This is a genomic window from Paraburkholderia bannensis (genome assembly GCF_014200455.1).
GTDB classification, from domain to species: Bacteria; Pseudomonadota; Gammaproteobacteria; order Burkholderiales; family Burkholderiaceae; genus Paraburkholderia; species Paraburkholderia bannensis_A.
In genome coordinates this window covers 197303-213289 of sequence record NZ_JACHBW010000006.1, presented here as the reverse complement: position 1 = coordinate 213289, position 15987 = coordinate 197303, and the positions used below count along the sequence as shown (strand labels likewise).

The 15987-nt window shown below is 64.5% G+C and carries 15 protein-coding genes; 5 read left to right on the top strand and 10 right to left on the bottom strand.

Translation table 11 applies throughout. The features are described from left to right. The first annotated feature begins 183 nt into the window (after window positions 1–183). Window positions 184–870 (top strand): SH3 domain-containing protein, encoded by a 687-nt coding sequence (locus F4827_RS12340; protein WP_183724214.1) that lies wholly within the window; start codon window positions 184–186, stop codon window positions 868–870. A gap of 276 nt (window positions 871–1146) precedes the next feature. Here F4827_RS12340 and F4827_RS12335 read toward each other — a convergent pair whose 3' ends face one another. From F4827_RS12335 to F4827_RS12305, 7 genes are all read right to left on the bottom strand, one after another. After that, window positions 1147–1308, bottom strand: a complete 162-nt coding sequence (locus tag F4827_RS12335; protein WP_183724213.1) for a hypothetical protein — start codon at window positions 1306–1308, stop codon at window positions 1147–1149. Window positions 1309–1440: 132 nt separating this feature from the next. Further along, complete coding sequence (locus F4827_RS12330; protein WP_183724212.1) at window positions 1441–1665, bottom strand: hypothetical protein; 225 nt, start codon at window positions 1663–1665, stop codon at window positions 1441–1443. Window positions 1666–1939: 274 nt separating this feature from the next. Then, on the bottom strand, window positions 1940–2686 hold the full coding sequence (gene phbB, locus F4827_RS12325) for an acetoacetyl-CoA reductase (protein WP_183724211.1): 747 nt from the start codon (window positions 2684–2686) through the stop codon (window positions 1940–1942). Then, window positions 2676–3185, bottom strand: a complete 510-nt coding sequence (locus F4827_RS12320) for a hypothetical protein (protein WP_183724210.1) — start codon at window positions 3183–3185, stop codon at window positions 2676–2678. The genes phbB and F4827_RS12320 overlap by 11 nt, the downstream gene beginning before the upstream one ends. A 386-nt stretch (window positions 3186–3571) precedes the next feature. Continuing rightward, on the bottom strand, window positions 3572–4033 hold the full coding sequence (locus F4827_RS12315; protein WP_183724209.1) for a universal stress protein: 462 nt from the start codon (window positions 4031–4033) through the stop codon (window positions 3572–3574). Between the two features lie 106 nt (window positions 4034–4139). Then, entirely contained in the window at window positions 4140–5111 is a 972-nt protein-coding gene (locus tag F4827_RS12310; protein WP_183724208.1) for an acetyltransferase, read from the bottom strand. 208 nt (window positions 5112–5319) lie between these two features. After that, on the bottom strand, window positions 5320–5715 hold the full coding sequence (locus F4827_RS12305; protein WP_183724207.1) for a transposase: 396 nt from the start codon (window positions 5713–5715) through the stop codon (window positions 5320–5322). A 153-nt stretch (window positions 5716–5868) separates the two neighbouring features. Between F4827_RS12305 and F4827_RS12300 the strand changes: the two genes are divergently transcribed. Beyond that, window positions 5869–6705: a DUF72 domain-containing protein gene (locus tag F4827_RS12300; RefSeq protein WP_183724206.1), complete on the top strand. Its 837-nt coding sequence runs from the start codon at window positions 5869–5871 to the stop codon at window positions 6703–6705. 39 nt (window positions 6706–6744) lie between these two features. On the opposite strand, the gene F4827_RS12295 is transcribed toward F4827_RS12300, so the two are convergent. Further along, window positions 6745–7392 (bottom strand): TetR/AcrR family transcriptional regulator, encoded by a 648-nt coding sequence (locus F4827_RS12295; protein WP_183724205.1) that lies wholly within the window; start codon window positions 7390–7392, stop codon window positions 6745–6747. Window positions 7393–7466: 74 nt separating this feature from the next. Between F4827_RS12295 and F4827_RS12290 the strand changes: the two genes are divergently transcribed. Next, the gene (locus F4827_RS12290; protein WP_221303664.1) at window positions 7467–7790 is read left to right on the top strand and encodes a darcynin family protein; all 324 of its coding nucleotides are present in this window, start codon (window positions 7467–7469) and stop codon (window positions 7788–7790) included. Window positions 7791–7864: 74 nt separating this feature from the next. On the opposite strand, the gene F4827_RS12285 is transcribed toward F4827_RS12290, so the two are convergent. Then, window positions 7865–9409, bottom strand: coding sequence for an RNA polymerase factor sigma-54 (locus tag F4827_RS12285; protein WP_183724204.1), 1545 nt, complete (start codon window positions 9407–9409; stop codon window positions 7865–7867). Window positions 9410–9743: 334 nt separating this feature from the next. Here F4827_RS12285 and F4827_RS12280 point away from each other — a divergent pair, with 334 nt between their 5' ends. Then, window positions 9744–10088: a BON domain-containing protein gene (locus F4827_RS12280; protein WP_183724203.1), complete on the top strand. Its 345-nt coding sequence runs from the start codon at window positions 9744–9746 to the stop codon at window positions 10086–10088. A gap of 75 nt (window positions 10089–10163) precedes the next feature. On the opposite strand, the gene F4827_RS12275 is transcribed toward F4827_RS12280, so the two are convergent. Continuing rightward, window positions 10164–11207 (bottom strand): aldo/keto reductase, encoded by a 1044-nt coding sequence (locus F4827_RS12275; RefSeq protein ID WP_183724202.1) that lies wholly within the window; start codon window positions 11205–11207, stop codon window positions 10164–10166. A gap of 241 nt (window positions 11208–11448) precedes the next feature. Between F4827_RS12275 and F4827_RS12270 the strand changes: the two genes are divergently transcribed. Further along, on the top strand, window positions 11449–15885 hold the full coding sequence (locus tag F4827_RS12270) for a DEAD/DEAH box helicase (RefSeq protein WP_260175147.1): 4437 nt from the start codon (window positions 11449–11451) through the stop codon (window positions 15883–15885). Window positions 15886–15987: the final 102 nt, after the last annotated feature.

Here is a 15987-nt window from a genome sequence, read left to right as displayed (position 1 = left end):
TTTGCGTGTGACATGCCCCGCCACGCCGCACTACATTCCAATCCCGAAATATTCCGTGCGCCATCGTGTCCCGACGAAATCAGCCGTAATATGCACTGCCGCGTCGAAAAAGACTTATCTGCTACCTTACTGTTTGATATCGCAATAAATGTCCCGAAGCATTACAACCAGTGAGGAGCAGCAATGCACAAGCAGCTCGTCGGTGCGATGTTCGCCGGTCTGGCCGCGATCCTCGCGGCGCCCGCGCCAGCATTGGCACAGAGCCAGGCATTCACCAGCACGACCGTGAACCTGTACGCCGGGCCGGCAGCCGACTACCCCGTCGTGGCCCAGGTGCCGGGCGGCGTCTCGCTCGCCGTGATGGGCTGCGTGGCCGGCTATAGCTGGTGCGATGTGAGCTTGCCTGGCCTGCGCGGCTGGGTTTATGGCGGTTATCTCTCGTATCCGTGGCAAGGTGCACGCGTGCCGGTGATGAACTATGGCGCGACCATCGGCCTGCCGATTCTCACGTTCTCGCTGGGCGCGTACTGGGGCAACTATTACCGCGACCGCCCCTGGTATGGCAACCAGAGCCGCTGGAACCGGCATCCGGGCCCGCGTCCCGGACCGCCGCCGTCGGTTCGCCCGCCTTCGCATGGCGCGCGCCCGCCTGGCGGTCATCATGGCAACCGGCCGGGCGCAGGCAATGGCAATCAGAACCGGCCGCCGAATAACGGTGCGCGGCCGCCCGGCAACGGCAATGCGCGGCCCCCGGGACAAGGCGGAACAAGACCGCCGGGCAATAGCGGCGCCCGACCGCCCGGTCAGGGAGGTGGCAGGCCGCCTGGCGCCGGCGGAGGGGGTGGCGGTGGAAATCGCCCCGGGAACTGAGCTAACGCGGCTCGACGGCTAGCGGCGATAGCCCACGCCGGCCGTGCGTATTGGGATAACCTCGCCTTGCCTGGCGGTCTGACCGTCGCGATGGTGATTGGCTATATGGGCTTCGTTAGAGTGCATGGCCGATTTCCCTGATGCTTTCTATGGCCTTTATTCACCTTTTGCATCAGTATCGACTGCATGCCTTTAAATTTGGATTGCAAATTAATTTAATTAAAAAAATGCCGCACTAAAGTGCGGCATTCCGGCTTTTCAAACCGATCGCGCCTGTTAGCGCACGCGATGGCAAACGCGCACGGCGTGATGATGGTGATGCTCGACGTGGCATACCTGATGATGGTACGGCGCGGCAACAGCAGCCAGCGGTGCGGCCAGAGCAGCGCAAAGCATCATGGCGGACAGACGGGCAAACGGCTTGACAACGGCTTTCATGGACAGACTCTCAGGCAGTAAGGCAGTGGATTGAAACGAGAGCCGGAACTGTATCGCAGAGTGCTCGCCGCTTAGTTACAGGTTTGTAACGAGCGTAGCGCGGGATGTCGGGTACTTGACAGGAATCGCTGCTCAGTTCGCGCCCTGCCCCGACCGGCCGTACGGGTGGTCATGCGTGAGCCGCCGCAACAACTCCTGCCCGCGCGTGGTGAGGCGTGCGGCGCGACCGCTGTTGTCGTCGTCCATTTCAACCAGTTGGTAGCGCGCGAGCGCCATGAAATCGGCATCGAGTGTCTGGAGCGGCGCGTTGGCGTCGCGAATCAGCAGCAGCGCCGCCAGTTCGTGATGACTGAGCATCGTTTTTCTCCTGTTCGGATCTCACCGTACCGACCAGCATAGCGGGCAAAACGTACAGTTTCGCTACAGTCGTGTTTCATCGCGTTACGACATGGCTGTTGCGGCAAAGAAAATAATGCGTTGCGTGAAAAGTCTTTAACCAGCACGACGATTTTGTGTCGTTGCGATGTCCGGATTGCGTCGTGCGCGCGTGATTATTGTGCACATATACAAATATCGCATTCCTGATTAACTATCCGCGATGCACTCGCGCCGCCCGCATTGCCTGCGCTGCCTAGTGCATGTGCATGCCGCCGTTGATCGCGATATCCGCCCCGGTGATGAAACCCGCGTCGTCCGAGCAGAGAAACGCAACCAGCGCCGCCACCTCCTCCGGCTTGCCAAGACGCCCGACGGGAATCTGCGGCAGGATGCGCTGCTGCATGACGTCGGCAGGAACGGCCTCGACCATCTGGGTCGCAAGATAGCCCGGCGAAACCGTATTCACCGTCACGCCTTTTTTCGCCACTTCCAGCGCCAGTGCCTTGGTAAAGCCGTGCAACCCGGCCTTGGCCGCCGAATAATTCGCCTGCCCGTAGGCACCACGCGACCCATTGACCGAGCCGATATTGACGACGCGGCCAAAGCCGCGCTCGATCATGCCTGCCAGAAATGGCTTGGTCACGTTGAAGATCGAGTCGAGATTGGTGCGCATCACGCTATCCCAATCGGCCTTGGACATCCTGGCGAAGCTGCGGTCGCAAGTGATGCCGGCGTTGTTCACCAGCATGTCGACGCGGCCAAGATCGGTCAGCACGCGTGCGGCGACCTCCTGGCAAGCGTCGAAATCGGCGACGTCCATCGAATACGCATGGAAATGCCGCCCCGCCGTGCGCTCGCCTTCGAGCCACGCAGCCATCCGATCGTTGCCCTTCGAGCAGGACAGCACGACGGTCATGCCCGCGTCGGCGAGACGCCGGCTGATCGCCGCACCAAGGCCACCCATGCCGCCCGTGACAAACGCAATCCGGTCAGCGCCCATGTTGGCCTCCGTGCGAGTGAGCTTCGGTGCCAAACGCGCTGCTTGCCGCTGACATCGCGCGCTCAAACGCTGCCATCCATTCGCGCATGGGCTGCGCCGCATCGATCGTACCGACGGGGCCGATGGCGCCAGCCGCCGCCGCAGTACCCGGTTGCAGCTGGGCGAACGCGTCCTGCCATTGCTGCATGACATCGCGCGCGGCATTGGCCCAGACGCCAGTGACCTGCACGCTCGCGGCGGTGCTCTCCTGCCATAGTGCTGCGCTCCCGATCAGATAGTCGCGCCAGACCGTCTGAGTGGCAGCGCCGAAATCACTCCAGCTCTGCGCGCCGCGCCAGGCTTCGAGCGTCGATTCCAGTGCGTTGCGGTCCCGCGCGATGCGGCGCTGCAACAGCCCGACGACCTGCTCGCGCCACTGCTGCTGATGGACCAGCCATTGCAATGCCGCCCACGTGCCGCTGCGGTACACATTGAATAAAGGATAAGAAACGGTGGCCATGGCGGATTTCCTTTCGGCGGTGCTTTATCAGGGCCCAAGTGCGTGGCGCGGATGCCGCGCCGCCAGAGTGAGGCGGCACGCGCGGCTGCATCGGGCGGCTAAAGGGCAATAAAGGTGGTGGATTTCAACAGCGCCGGACGATGATGCAGTGCGCACATTGCGGCGCAGCAAATCACGGCAGATTGCGCTGACCTTTCGGACTCCGGCACAATTTTTATCGGTAAGCCAGCTCACATGATAGGCACGATGGACGGTCAGTGCGCGCAGAACGCACCCGCGTGTTTGATCAAAATCTAATATTGAGATATTAGATCGATACGAAATGCGCGCTGAATGCCCTAATGCCGTATTTTTCCGATTTGACGCAGTGCTATTGGGAGCGCCGCTCAGGCCGATTTCGGCTCTTCTTCGCGCACCAGCATGACGGGACGGTCGGCCATGCGCAGATATGACTCCGCAACGCTGCCGATCAACAGCCGTTTGACGCCCGATAACCCGCGCGTGCCCAGCACCACCAGGTCCACCTCGTCTTCCGCCGCGATGCGATGAATGACGGCGGCGACCTCTTCCCCGCTCGAATCGGCAGCGCGCGTCGTGCCGCTAACGCCGGCCTGCGCGAACAGGTTTTTCGCTTCATCGAGCGCCTCGGTCGCGACATCGGCTTCCGCGGATTGGCGAATCTGCTCTTCGGCAAAACCCGTGCTGATATCCACGAGGCGCGCCGGATGCTGAACCACATAGAGCGCCTGCACCGTTGCGCCCGTCGCGCTGGCGATCTTCACCGCCTCGTCGAGCGCACGGCGGGCGCCGCGACTGCCGTCGATCGCTACCAGAATCCGCTTGTACATGTCGACCTCCCGGGCATCGCCCCGCATGGACAAATTTCATGTTACGCGGTCGGCAGGCGCGGCGCAGCGGGTTGGGCCATGAACCCGCCGTCGGTATCAATGCGGATCAGCTCTGCATCGGGCGGCCGAACACGCGCGCGAACGCGCTGACGAATCTGTCGAGGTGCTTCGCATCGAGACAATCGATGCCCGCCGCGCCCACGCGGCCGTTGCCGCCAGGGAAGGCACGGCACAGTTCGTCCGCGCCGCGCGGATCCTGCAGCGGCGCGCGCACACTGACGGCGTAGTTGCCGTCGGCGTTGACGCTCAGTACCGCATGGGCATGAGCCGGCTCGCTGATCGCCAGCGCGTTGGCAAATACGCCGCGCACCCGTCGCGCCCACGGTTCGTCGGGCAGCACGCAGACGCTGCCGTATTGCAGGGCGATCAGCGGCGTGATTTGCTGGGCGCGCAGCAGATCGTCGTCGCGGCAGGAAGCGATGCGCTCCAGCAAGGGCTCGCTGGCGATGAACCCGAACGGATCGGCGTAAGGCTTGATCGCTTCATACAGCGCCGTTGGCGCGATGAACAGGTCTTCGACGCTATCGCCATAGGCGTTGTAGTTGATCGACTCGCCCAGCTCGCACAACTGCTCGATCTGCTCCTCGGACAGGCCCTCCTTCTCGGCGAGTTCACGCGCGGTTCCGGGCAGGTTGTCGCCGAACGCCGCCGCGATGGCCCAAAGACGGTACCGGCCTTGCAGATGGCGATCGACCAGCACGCTGGTGCAGACCTGCGCCGTGGTATCGATGTGCGCCATCAGGTTGACGTTCATCGGCAGATCGCCGGCATGATGGTGATCGAAATATTCGACGTGAACGTCCTGGTCGAGCAATGCGCAGACCGCCGCTCGATTGGTGTCAAAGGAGATGTCGAGCACCGTGAGCGAGTCGCCGGGCCGCGCCTGCACGCGCTTGACGAGCGCGATGTCGCGCTTGGCGCCAGTGATCAACGTGGCCTCGCGCGGGCGCGCCAGGCGGAGCTGGTGGAGCGCGCAGATGCCGTCCGCGTCGCCATTGAATACGTCGAAATGCGCCATGTCCTCTGGGTTTCCGTTGCGTTGAGCCCAACAGTATCGCGCACCGGGGGCCATTCCCACAAAGGGCAGATGGCAATGCCGCATTTTCAGACTGCAGGCACCGGGGAAATCAGTCGAAAAGTGTAAAGACAAGGCAAAACGGGCAGCGGACCTTGAGTCCCACTGCCCGTTTGTTGTGTCAGACGGTTCCGCTAGTTGGCCGGCACGCTCAGGTGCGCGCGAGCGGCCAGCGCAACGAGAACGCGACCGGGAAACGCGGCGCGCGGCGACCGGCGGGCGCGCGCCACGGCTGCATGCGCGCGTTCATGGCCGCGCACATCGCCACGCCTTCGTCGCCATACAGGCGTTCCATGGCCTGTTGCACGAGACCCGCGTCGAACCAGACCTTGAAGCGGCGATGGCAGGTGCGGAAGTCGGGGTAGCGCTCGGGCAGTTTGGCCCAGACCGAACCGGTTGAAAGCACCCACAGGATCGCTTCGAACACCGCGCGGGAGCAATGGGCCGGACGACCGCGACGGGGGCCGCTGGAGCGACTGTCGTTAAAGAGCGGCTCGACGCTTTGCCACTGTGCGTCGTTCAGCTCGCGAGAGGGACGAGACTGCATCTGATATTCCAAGTGAGGTTGTCTGACACAGTGACTAAATTAGCCTCACGACGGCGCGAAGAATATCGGACTATGCCTAAAACGCTCTCAAAAAGCCGTTGCCATAGGGACCGCGTTAAACTGCCGCATCTGCGCTTCGACGGTGCCTGACCGATGACACGTTCCCCCGCTGAATCCATCAAGACCGGCCGTATCCGCGTCGGCATCGGCGGCTGGATCTACGCGCCCTGGCGCGGCACCTTCTACCCGGAGGGGCTCGCCCAGCGTCTCGAACTCGATTACGCGAGCCGCCACCTGAGCACGCTGGAAATCAACAGCACCTACTACGGCGCGCAGAAGCCCACGAGTTTCCAGCGCTGGCACGACGAAACACCGGAAGATTTCGTTTTTTCCCTGAAGGGCCCGCGTTTCGCGATGAACCGTCGGGAACTGGCGCAGGCCGGCGCGTCGATCGAACGCTTTCTCACTGGCGGGCTGCTGAAGCTGGGCGACAAACTCGGCCCGATCAACTGGCAGTTGATGCCCGGCAAACAATTCGATCCCGAGGACTACGCACGATTCCTCGAATTGTTGCCCGATGAAGTGGATGGCCGCAAGCTGCGTCACGCGCTGGAAGTGCGTCACGAAAGCTTCTGCTCGCCGGAATTTGTGGCGATGGCGCGCAAGCGTAAAGCCGCCATCGTGGTATCGGGCGATTCGGACTATCCGCAGATTGCCGACACCACAGCGCCCTTCGTCTACGCCCGCATCATGGGCACGGCCGCCAACCGCAAGGCCGGCTACGGTCCCGCTGACCTGGAGCGCTGGGTCGAACGCGCGATCAGGTGGGCGCAAGGCGGCACGCCCGACGACCTCGCCACCTTCGGCAAACCGCTCGAAGCCAAAGCAAGCCGCGATGTCTATCTCTACGTCATCAGCGGCCACAAGGCGCACAACCCGGCGGCGGCAATGGCGCTGATCGAACGCCTGCGCAAACGCGGCATGCATTGAAGCGTCAAACAGGCTTTAAAGGTGGCTTCAAACAAGCACTCAACGCTGCGCTTTACCGCTCCAGACGCTGTGCCGTAGGTAACCGACCACAGCGCGCGCCGCACGCGCTTCGAGTGCGGCGGCATCCGTTTCGCCGCGCGCGCCTGCTGCGTCCACCATGCCGCGAACCATGGCGAACACGTCGAAGGCCGCCGTCGATGGATCTTCGAGTTGCGGCGCATCGGGCAGGCCGAACGCGCGCATGAGCGTGGCGTGAATCCGCTCGCCGATGCGCGCGTCGCGCTCGCCGAGCGGCAAACGTTCCTCCTCGAAATCGAGCAGGCGCGCCAGCACGGGCCGCTGCATCTGATGCGCAACCGACGCGCGGATCAAACCCTGCAACGCCGCCTCGCAGCTCCCGGCCGCGCCCGCCTGTTCCAGTGCGGCGAGCAGCGGCGCACTTTCGCGCTCGATCAGCGCTGCCGTGAGTGCGTCGCGGTTCGGAAAGTATTGATAAAGCGAGCCAACGCTCACACCGGCCCGCTCGGCGATCGCATTGGTGGTGTAGCCGGCAAAGCCGCCGTGCTCCAGAATGCGAGCCGCTGCTTCGAGAATGGCATCGACGGTGGCCGTCGAGCGGCGCTGCACCGGCTGTTTGCGCGCGTCTAGCGGCGCAGGGCGGCGACGGCCGCGGGGTATGGGCGTCATGGTCGGAATGCGAGTATCGAATGTGAGCAAACGCTCGTATTCTAACCACTCATTCAACCGATCAGGAAATCCCCGTGAAAGCCTCTACCCAACCTGCGCTCACCGTCTTCATGCTCGTGAAAAGTCTGCCTGCGTGGCTCGAATTGCCGCCCGACGCACGCCAAAGCGCGTTGCAAGACCACGTGTTGCCCTTGCTCGAACGCCACAGGGAGCAGGTTCGACTCCGACTGTACGACGTGGAGTTCTACGCCGCGCGTGTCACCGATGTCTGGATGTGGGAAGCCGAGAGTCATCAGGCTTACGAAGCATTGATCGAGGCGCTACGTGACACGCCGTTCTGGGACCGGTATTTTCAGATCGTCGAGATTTTGCCTGGCGTGGAAGCGTCTCATCTCTAAGCGGAGTGCGCACAAAAAAACGCACGGGCATCAACCCGTGCGCTTGTTCCCGACTCAACGCATCATGCGCAAAGTTAAATCTGTCGACGCATTTCCGCCGCAGGCAGCTTCATCATCTGCCGATACTTGGTGACCGTGCGTCGCGCCACGCGCACGCCCTGCTTTTCCAGTTCCTGGGTCAGCACCACGTCGGACAGCGGATCGCGCGGATTTTCAGCGTCGATCATTTCCTTGATGAGCGCGCGCACCGCCGCCGCCGAGCAGGTCCCGCCCGTGCGCGTTTCCAGTTCGCGCGGGAAGAAGCGCTTGAATTCGAAAATGCCGCGCGGCGTGGCCATGTACTTGTTGCCGGTCGCACGCGAAACAGTCGATTCGTGCAGGCCGAGTTCGTCGGCAACATCGCGCAACAGCATCGGGCGCAGCGCGATTTCGCCGTACTGGAAGAAAGCCTTTTGACGCGCGACGATACATTCGCCCACGCGCAGAATCGTTTCGCAGCGCTTGTGCGCGTTGCGAATCAGCCAACGCGCTTCCTGCAACTGCTGTGCGAGCGGCGAGCGGCTGGTTTGATCCGAGCGCGCGAACATCTCCGCGTAGAGCTTATGGATGCGCGCGCGCGGCTCGATGGCCGGATTCACACTTACGACCCACTTGCCGCGCACCTGACGCACGATCACATCGGGAATCACGTAGCCGCCGTCGGCGCGGCCATAGTGGTTGCCGGGCTTCGGATCGAGACGGCGCACCAGCGCGGTCGCCGCCTGCAACGAGGCCGCATCGCAGCCAAGCTGGCGTTGCAGTTCGCCATTTTCGCGGCGTGCGAGGCGTTCCAGATGATGCGTGACGATCTGCAGCGCGAGATCGCGATGCGGGGTGTCGGCAGGCATCGCTTCGAGTTGCAGCGCGAGGCATTCGGACAGCGAACGCGCGCCAATGCCCGGACGATCGAGCATTTGCACCACACGCAAAGCCACGCGCAGGTGATCTTCGTCCAGGATATCGGCCACGCCTTCGAGCTCTACCAGATCGGCCAGGTCCTGGCGCAGATAGCCATCGTCGTCGAGCGCTTCGATCACGATCTGTGCCGCTGCGCGATCGAGTTCGGCAAGCGGCGAAAGACGCAGTGCTTCGTGCAACTGATCGCGCAGGGAAACCGGCACTCGCACCCAGTCGGAGGCTTCGGAATCGCCGTCCTCAGAGCCGCGAAATGTCGACGAGCGCATCGATCCCGACGAAGGCAGATCGGCTGTGTACCCACCGCCATCGTCCTGATAGCCCGAGCTTTCGTCGCCGTAGTTGCCCGGCTCGTCGCCATAGCTCGACGATTCCTGGGCAACGCCGCCGTCCATTCCGCCTTCGAGGCTGCCGCCCGCCATATCCGCGTGCGCGGCAGGCGCTTCGTTGGCCGCCGCGCCAATGCCGGCCGCGCCTTCGGCGGCTTCGGCCGCTTCGCCGGTCTCGGAGGCGGGCGGAACGTATTCAAGGAACGGATTGGTGTCGAGCGCTTCGCGCAGTTCCTGCTGGAATTCGAGCGACGAGAGCTGCAACAGGCGCACGGCCTGCTGAAGGCGCGGTGTCAGCGCCAGATGCTGGCGGGCTTGTAACGCGATGGAAGGCATGGCAGTCCCGTTCTTGAGAATGTGGAGTGAATGGGACCTTCTATGCAACACCCATGCCAGTTTTTTCAAACGCTTGTTTTATAACGGGATCGGGGCTTGCTGCAGCGCAAATTGACTCCCGTTGACCGAACAATCGAAAGACGTTTTTACAATCGCGCGGAAAAATTGCGTGCCCGATGAGGCGCGCGCGAACCGCCTCGCTCGACGTCGTCATTTCTAGATTGTGCGCGTTCAAACCCTGTATCAACAGGCATCCGCCGCTCGATCGGCCGATCGCGGCACGGACCTTGCTGTACCCGATCCCGAGATCATCAACTCACAAAGGAGAACTCTCATGAAGCGCAATCTGATGCTCAAGACCGCCGCAGGCGTGGGCTGCATGACCTTCGCGCTGATGGCGGGCGCACAGACCAACTCGGCGGCGCCGTCCACGGGCAGCTCCGAAAGCGTCGGCCAACACGTTGACGACGCAACCATCACCACCAAGGTGAAGGCGGAACTGCTCGGCGCGAAGAACGTGAAGTCCGAGCACATTCACGTGAAGACCCGTAAAGGCGTCGTCTCGCTGACCGGCACGGTGCCGAGCGCCGAAGACCGCGATAACGCCAAGCAAGTGGTGGAAGGCGTGTCGGGTGTAGATTCGGTGAAGAATCACCTGAAGGTGGTGGCTGCGCAGTAAGCGCCATAACAGTTACTTCTCGCAACTGAGACGCGCGGCCCCAAAAGCCGCGCGTTTTTTTGCGCTTGCGCTGGATCAGCGCTCCGACTGACGCAGTTGCTCACGCCTTGCATCGCCCTGCCGCGCGAGCATCCAGCCAGGATATTCGGCAGGCAAACCGCTCACATCATCGAGGATAGCCAGTTCTTCGGGCGACAGCTTGACCTGGGTGGCGGCGATATTGTCATCGAGTTGATCGACGCGTTTCGCACCAACGATCACCGTGGTCACCGCGCGCTGATGCAGCAGCCAGGCGAGCGCGATCTGCGCGACAGAGACGCCTTTTTGCGCCGCGATCGGCCGCATCGCGTCGATGCAATCCCACGCGCGCTCGCGCTGCACCGGCGGGAAATCGAAGGTCGTGCGGCGGCTGCCGGCCTCGCCCTGCTGGTCGCGACCATACTTGCCGCTCAGCAAGCCGCCCGCAAGCGGGCTCCACACCATCAGACCCAAACCTTCGCTGCCCAGCATCGGCACGATCTCGCGCTCCAGGTCGCGGCCCGCAATCGTGTAGTAAGCCTGCAGTGACTCGAAACGCGCGAGCCCATGATGATGCGAGATGCCAAGCGCTTTCACGATCTGCCACGCCGCCCAGTTCGACACGCCCACATAGCGCACATGGCCGTGCTGCACCAGCGTGTCGAACGCGCGCACGGTTTCCTCGATCGGCGTGGCCGGGTCGAAACCGTGGATCTGATAGAGGTCGATATGGTCGAGCTGCAGGCGCTTGAGGCTTGCTTTCACGCCTTCCATGATGTGATAGCGCGTCGCGCCGCGCTGATTCGGCGACGGGCCCATTTCGCCCAGCACCTTGGTCGCGACCACCACCTGATCGCGCACGATCTTGAGATTCTTGAGCGCCTGGCCGGTGATCTGCTCGGAGACGCCTTGAGAATAGACGTCGGCGGTATCGATGAAATTGATGCCCGCGTCGAGCGCGCGGCCCACGAGGCGCTCGGCATCGGCCTGCTGCAGATCGCCGATCTGGTTCCAGATCCCGCCGCCGCCGCCGAACGTCATGGTGCCAAGGCAAAGCTCGGAAACAAACAGGCCGGTGCGGCCCAGTGGGTTGTATCGCATGGGGTAACTCCGTCGAGGACCGAGGGAACATCGAAGGCACATCCAGCGGGGCGAGGATACTGCGTTCGGGCGGGCCTTGCTCAAAGGCCGGCGCGGGGCCGTCGGATCGTGAAATGCGCAGCGGGCGTCGCGCGCTTGGGCAGACAAACGTGAAATTTGCGAGACTTCCCACTGGAATGTGCACGCGGACCCGCGCCATGACCGCCTTGAAACGCCCGTCATGCGCCCCCAACCACTACCTATGGCCTCGCTCCCCTCCACGCCCGACGACCCGCTCGCCCTCTTCCATCCCGCCGTGGCGGCCTGGTTCCGGCGCAGCTTCGACGCACCCACGCCCGCGCAGCGCGCCGCCTGGCCGCTGATCGAAAGCCGCCGCGCTACGCTGGTCGCTGCGCCGACGGGCTCGGGCAAGACGCTCACCGCGTTTCTCACCGCCATCGATGCGCTGGTGCGCGAAGCTCTGGCCAACGGCGGCGCATTGCCCGATGCGACGCTGGTGGTCTATGTCTCGCCGCTCAAGGCGCTCTCGAACGATATCCGCCTTAACCTGGAACGGCCGCTCGAAGGCATTGGCGCGGAACTCGCGCGCCTTGGTCTGCCGCCCGTCGAGATCCGCACCGCCGTGCGCACCGGCGACACGCCGCAGCCCGAACGCGCCGCGCTGCGCCGCCGTCCGCCGCATATTCTCGTGACCACGCCCGAATCGCTTTACGTGCTGCTCGGCTCCGAATCCGGCCGCCGCATGCTGTCGAGCGCGCGCACCGTGATCATCGATGAAATCCATGCCGTGGCGGGCAACAAGCGTGGTGTGCATCTGGCCTTGAGTCTCGAACGGCTCGACGCGCTGTGCGCCGCGCCGCCGCTGCGCATCGGTCTTTCCGCCACGCAAAAGCCGATTGAAACCGTTGCGCGCTTTCTCGTAGGCATGGGCGACGATCCCGCTGCGCCGCCCGCCTGCGAAATCGTCGATGCCGGTCACGTGCGCGCGCGCGACCTCGCGCTCGAAGTGCCACCCGTGCCGCTCGAAGCGATCATGGCCAACGATGTCTGGGAGCGCGTCTATGACCGCATCGCCGAACTCGTCGCGATGCATCGCACCACCCTCGTGTTCGTCAATACGCGGCGCATGGCCGAGCGCGTCGCGCGCCATCTCACCGACCGCCTGGGCCGTGATGCGGTGGCCGCGCATCACGGCAGCCTCGCGCGCGAGCATCGTTTCGAGGCCGAGCAGCGTCTGAAGCGCGGCGATCTGCGCGTGCTGGTGGCGACCGCGTCGCTCGAACTCGGCATCGATATCGGCGATGTGGATCTGGTCGTGCAGATTGGCTCGCCGCGCTCGATCGCGGCATTTTTGCAGCGCGTCGGACGCTCCGGGCACCAGGTCGGCGGCACGCCCAAGGGCCGGCTCTTTCCCACCTCGCGCGACGATCTGATCGAATGCACCGCGCTGCTCGACTGCGTGCGGCGCGGCGAACTCGACCGCATCACGCTGCCGCACGCGCCGATCGACGTGCTGGCGCAACAGATCGTCGCCGAAGTGGCCTGCCAGGAGTGGAGCGAGGACGCGCTCTATGCGCTCGTGCGCCGCAGCGCGCCGTATGCGCAACTCGAACGCGCGCGCTTCGACGCGGTGCTGCGCATGCTCGCCGACGGCTTCACGAGCCGTCACGGCCCGCGCGCCGCGTATCTGCATCGCGATGTCGTGAGTCAGACCTTGCGCGCGCGGCGCGGCGCGCGGCTGGTGGCGCTGACCTCGGGCGGCACGATCCCCGACAACGCCGATTACGCGGTGCTGCTCGAACCGCAGAGCGTGAAGATCGGCACGGTCAACGAGGATTTTGCCGTCGAGAGCCTGGCCGGCGATGTGTTCCAGCTCGGCAATGCCTCGTATCGGATTCTGCGCATTGAAGCAGGCCGCGTGCGCGTGGAGGACGCGCAAGGGCAACCGCCCAATATTCCATTCTGGCTTGGCGAAGCGCCGGGACGCAGCGATGAGCTGTCGTTTGCGATTTCGCGTCTGCGCGCGCAGATCGACGAGAAACTGGGCGAACTTTCAAATAATTCGGATGCCGAATCTTCAGCGGCGGTCGAACGTGCAAGCGAACGTGCAAGCGCCTGGCTTTGCGACACCCTCGGTCTGGACGATGCCGCCGCGCGCCAGATCGTCGATTATCTGGCGCGAGCGCGTCAGGCGCTCACGGTGCTGCCCACGCACGACACGCTGGTGATGGAGCGTTTCTTCGACGAATCCGGCGGCACCCAGTTGGTGATCCACTCGCCCTACGGCAGCCGGATGAACCGCGCGTGGGGCCTGGCGCTGCGCAAGCGCTTTTGCCGTCAGTTCAATTTCGAGCTACAGGCCGCCGCCACCGAAGACGCCATCATCCTGTCGCTGACGGGCGCGCACAGCTTCCCACTCGACGAAGTCTGGCGTTATCTGCATTCGAATTCGGCGCAGCATCTGCTGGTGCAGGCGCTGCTGGACGCGCCACTGTTTGGCGTGCGCTGGCGCTGGAACGCCACCGCTGCGCTCGCGCTGCCGCGCCAGTCGGGCGGGCGCAAGACGCCGCCGCAAATCCAGCGCATGCGCAGCGAAGACCTGCTCGCCGCCGTGTTCCCCGATCAGGTGGCCTGCGTCGAAAACCTCGCGGGCGAGCGCGAAATCCCGCCGCATCCGCTCGTCGACCAGACGCTCGACGACTGCCTGCATGAAGCGATGGATACCGACACCTGGCTCGCGCTGCTGCGCCGCATGGAGTCCGGCGCGGTGCGCCTCGTGACGCGCGAACTGCCTGCGCCCTCGCCGCTCGCGGCCGAAATCCTCACCGCGCGCCCTTACGCCTTTCTCGACGATGCGCCCATCGAGGAGCGTCGCACCCAAGCCGTGCTGTCACGGCGCTGGAGCGACCCCGAATCCGCCGACGATCTGGGCGCGCTCGATGCCGACGCCATTGCCAGCGTGCGTGAAGAAGCCTGGCCGCAGGTGCGCGACGCCGACGAAATGCACGACGCGCTCAACACGCTCGGCGCGCTCGCGCAGAGCGAGGCGCAGGCAAGCGGCTGGGAACACTGGCTCGCGCAACTGGCGGCCAGTGGCCGCGCGACGCGCTTGCCGGTCGCCAATCATGAAGCGCTGTGGGTCAGCATCGAACGGCTGGCCTGCGCGCAGGCGATTTACCCGCAGGCCCGCAGCGAACCACCGCTCGCCATTCCCGACGAACTCCGCGCCAGCCCGCGCGGCGAGCCGTGGAGCGAACAGACCGCGCTGGTCGAACTGGTGCGCTCGCGGCTCTCGGGCTTCGGGCCGCTCACCGTCGCACAGGTGGCGCGGCCGCTTGCGCTGGAAGCGAGCGTGGCCGCGCTCGCCCTCACGGCGCTCGAAGCCGAGGGCACCATCATGCGCGGTCGCTTCGCGCCGGGCGCGCATGAGGAGCAATGGTGCGAGCGTCATCTGCTCGCGCGCATTCATCGCTATACCGTGCGCAAGCTGCGCCGCGAAATCGAGCCGGTCGAGCGCCACGATTTCATGCGCTTCCTGTTCGAATGGCAGCATGTCGCGCCGGACTCGCGCGGCTCGGGACGCGAAGCGCTCGCGGCCATGCTCGATCAGCTCGAAGGCTGGGAGGCTTCGGGGCTCGAATGGGAGGACGAGATCCTGCCGGCGCGTATCGACGATTATTCGCCGATGTTGCTCGACGAACTGTGCCGCTCGGGACATGTCACGTGGGCGCGGCTGCCCGCACGCACCGCCGCGTCGACGACGGTGCGCAGCACGCCGGTCGTGTTGTTGCCGCGCCGCGAACTGGCGCGCTGGACCGCCTTGCTCGATACGCCCGAGGCTCAGCCCGCGGCGCGCGCGCAACGAGTCTACGACGCGCTGCTGCGCCACGGTGCGATGTTCTTCGACGAACTGGCCGCCGATGCGCACCTGCTGGGCGTCGAACTGGAAAGCGCGCTCGGCGAACTGGTGGCCGCGGGTCTCGTGAACGCCGATAGTTTCGCGGGCCTGCGCGCGCTGGTGCGCCCTGCCGCGAAGCGTGCGGCGTATCACGGCAAGCGTAGACCACGCGGCTTCGGGCCGCTGGTGGGCTCGATGGCCGATGCGGGACGCTGGGCGGTGCTGCGGCGCGTAACGCTCCCACTGGCGAATGACGGTGCGGTGGACGCCGCCAGGCCCGTCGCGCCAACGCGCCGCGCGCCCGCCGACGCAGACCTGCTCGAACATGTCGCCGGCGTTCTGCTGCGGCGCTATGGCGTGATCGGATGGCAATTGCTGGCGCGCGAAGCCCCCTGGCTGCCGCCGTGGCGCGATCTGCTGCGCGTGCTTCATCGCATGGAAGCGCGCGGCCATGTGCGCGGCGGGCGCTTCGTGACAGGCCTTTCCGGCGAGCAGTTTGCCTTGCCTGAGGCGATCCCGCTTTTGCGCGAGGTGCGCAGGCGCGGTGCTGTGGCGGGTGCGGGGGATGCGGCGCTGGTTTGCATCGCCGCCTCTGATCCGCTGAATCTGCTGGGCACGGTGTTGCCGGGTGAAAAAGTGCCCGCCGTTGCCGGGAATCGCATCGCGTTTCTGGATGGTTTGCCTGTTGCCACGCTCATTGCGGGACGCGTCGAGTTTCGCGGCGATTTCGATGCGCTGTGCGAGGCGAAGTGGAGAACCGCCTTGATAAGCTTGGGGTGAATGACGGCGCGCGATGAGCGTTGGTTTTTCCTCGGCCTCCTTTCGTGCCACCGGATCCAGAGTTTGGTGGTGAAATGCTGGATTGGCTGTTAGTTGCAATAG

What these genes read in the sequence shown, in the direction of transcription:
- F4827_RS12285 (WP_183724204.1), bottom strand. Translation starts at nt 9,409, where the DNA reads ATGCCTTCCATCGCGTTACAAGCCCGCCAGCATCTGGCGCTGACACCG.
- F4827_RS12315 (WP_183724209.1), bottom strand. Translation starts at nt 4,033, where the DNA reads ATGTACAAGCGGATTCTGGTAGCGATCGACGGCAGTCGCGGCGCCCGC.
- F4827_RS12305 (WP_183724207.1), bottom strand. Translation starts at nt 5,715, where the DNA reads ATGCAGTCTCGTCCCTCTCGCGAGCTGAACGACGCACAGTGGCAAAGC.
- F4827_RS12275 (WP_183724202.1), bottom strand. Translation starts at nt 11,207, where the DNA reads ATGCGATACAACCCACTGGGCCGCACCGGCCTGTTTGTTTCCGAGCTT.
- F4827_RS12330 (WP_183724212.1), bottom strand. Translation starts at nt 1,665, where the DNA reads ATGCTCAGTCATCACGAACTGGCGGCGCTGCTGCTGATTCGCGACGCC.
- F4827_RS12340 (WP_183724214.1), top strand. Translation starts at nt 184, where the DNA reads ATGCACAAGCAGCTCGTCGGTGCGATGTTCGCCGGTCTGGCCGCGATC.
- F4827_RS12300 (WP_183724206.1), top strand. Translation starts at nt 5,869, where the DNA reads ATGACACGTTCCCCCGCTGAATCCATCAAGACCGGCCGTATCCGCGTC.
- F4827_RS12335 (WP_183724213.1), bottom strand. Translation starts at nt 1,308, where the DNA reads ATGAAAGCCGTTGTCAAGCCGTTTGCCCGTCTGTCCGCCATGATGCTT.
- F4827_RS12280 (WP_183724203.1), top strand. Translation starts at nt 9,744, where the DNA reads ATGAAGCGCAATCTGATGCTCAAGACCGCCGCAGGCGTGGGCTGCATG.
- F4827_RS12295 (WP_183724205.1), bottom strand. Translation starts at nt 7,392, where the DNA reads ATGACGCCCATACCCCGCGGCCGTCGCCGCCCTGCGCCGCTAGACGCG.
- F4827_RS12270 (WP_260175147.1), top strand. Translation starts at nt 11,449, where the DNA reads ATGGCCTCGCTCCCCTCCACGCCCGACGACCCGCTCGCCCTCTTCCAT.
- phbB (WP_183724211.1), bottom strand. Translation starts at nt 2,686, where the DNA reads ATGGGCGCTGACCGGATTGCGTTTGTCACGGGCGGCATGGGTGGCCTT.
- F4827_RS12310 (WP_183724208.1), bottom strand. Translation starts at nt 5,111, where the DNA reads ATGGCGCATTTCGACGTATTCAATGGCGACGCGGACGGCATCTGCGCG.
- F4827_RS12320 (WP_183724210.1), bottom strand. Translation starts at nt 3,185, where the DNA reads ATGGCCACCGTTTCTTATCCTTTATTCAATGTGTACCGCAGCGGCACG.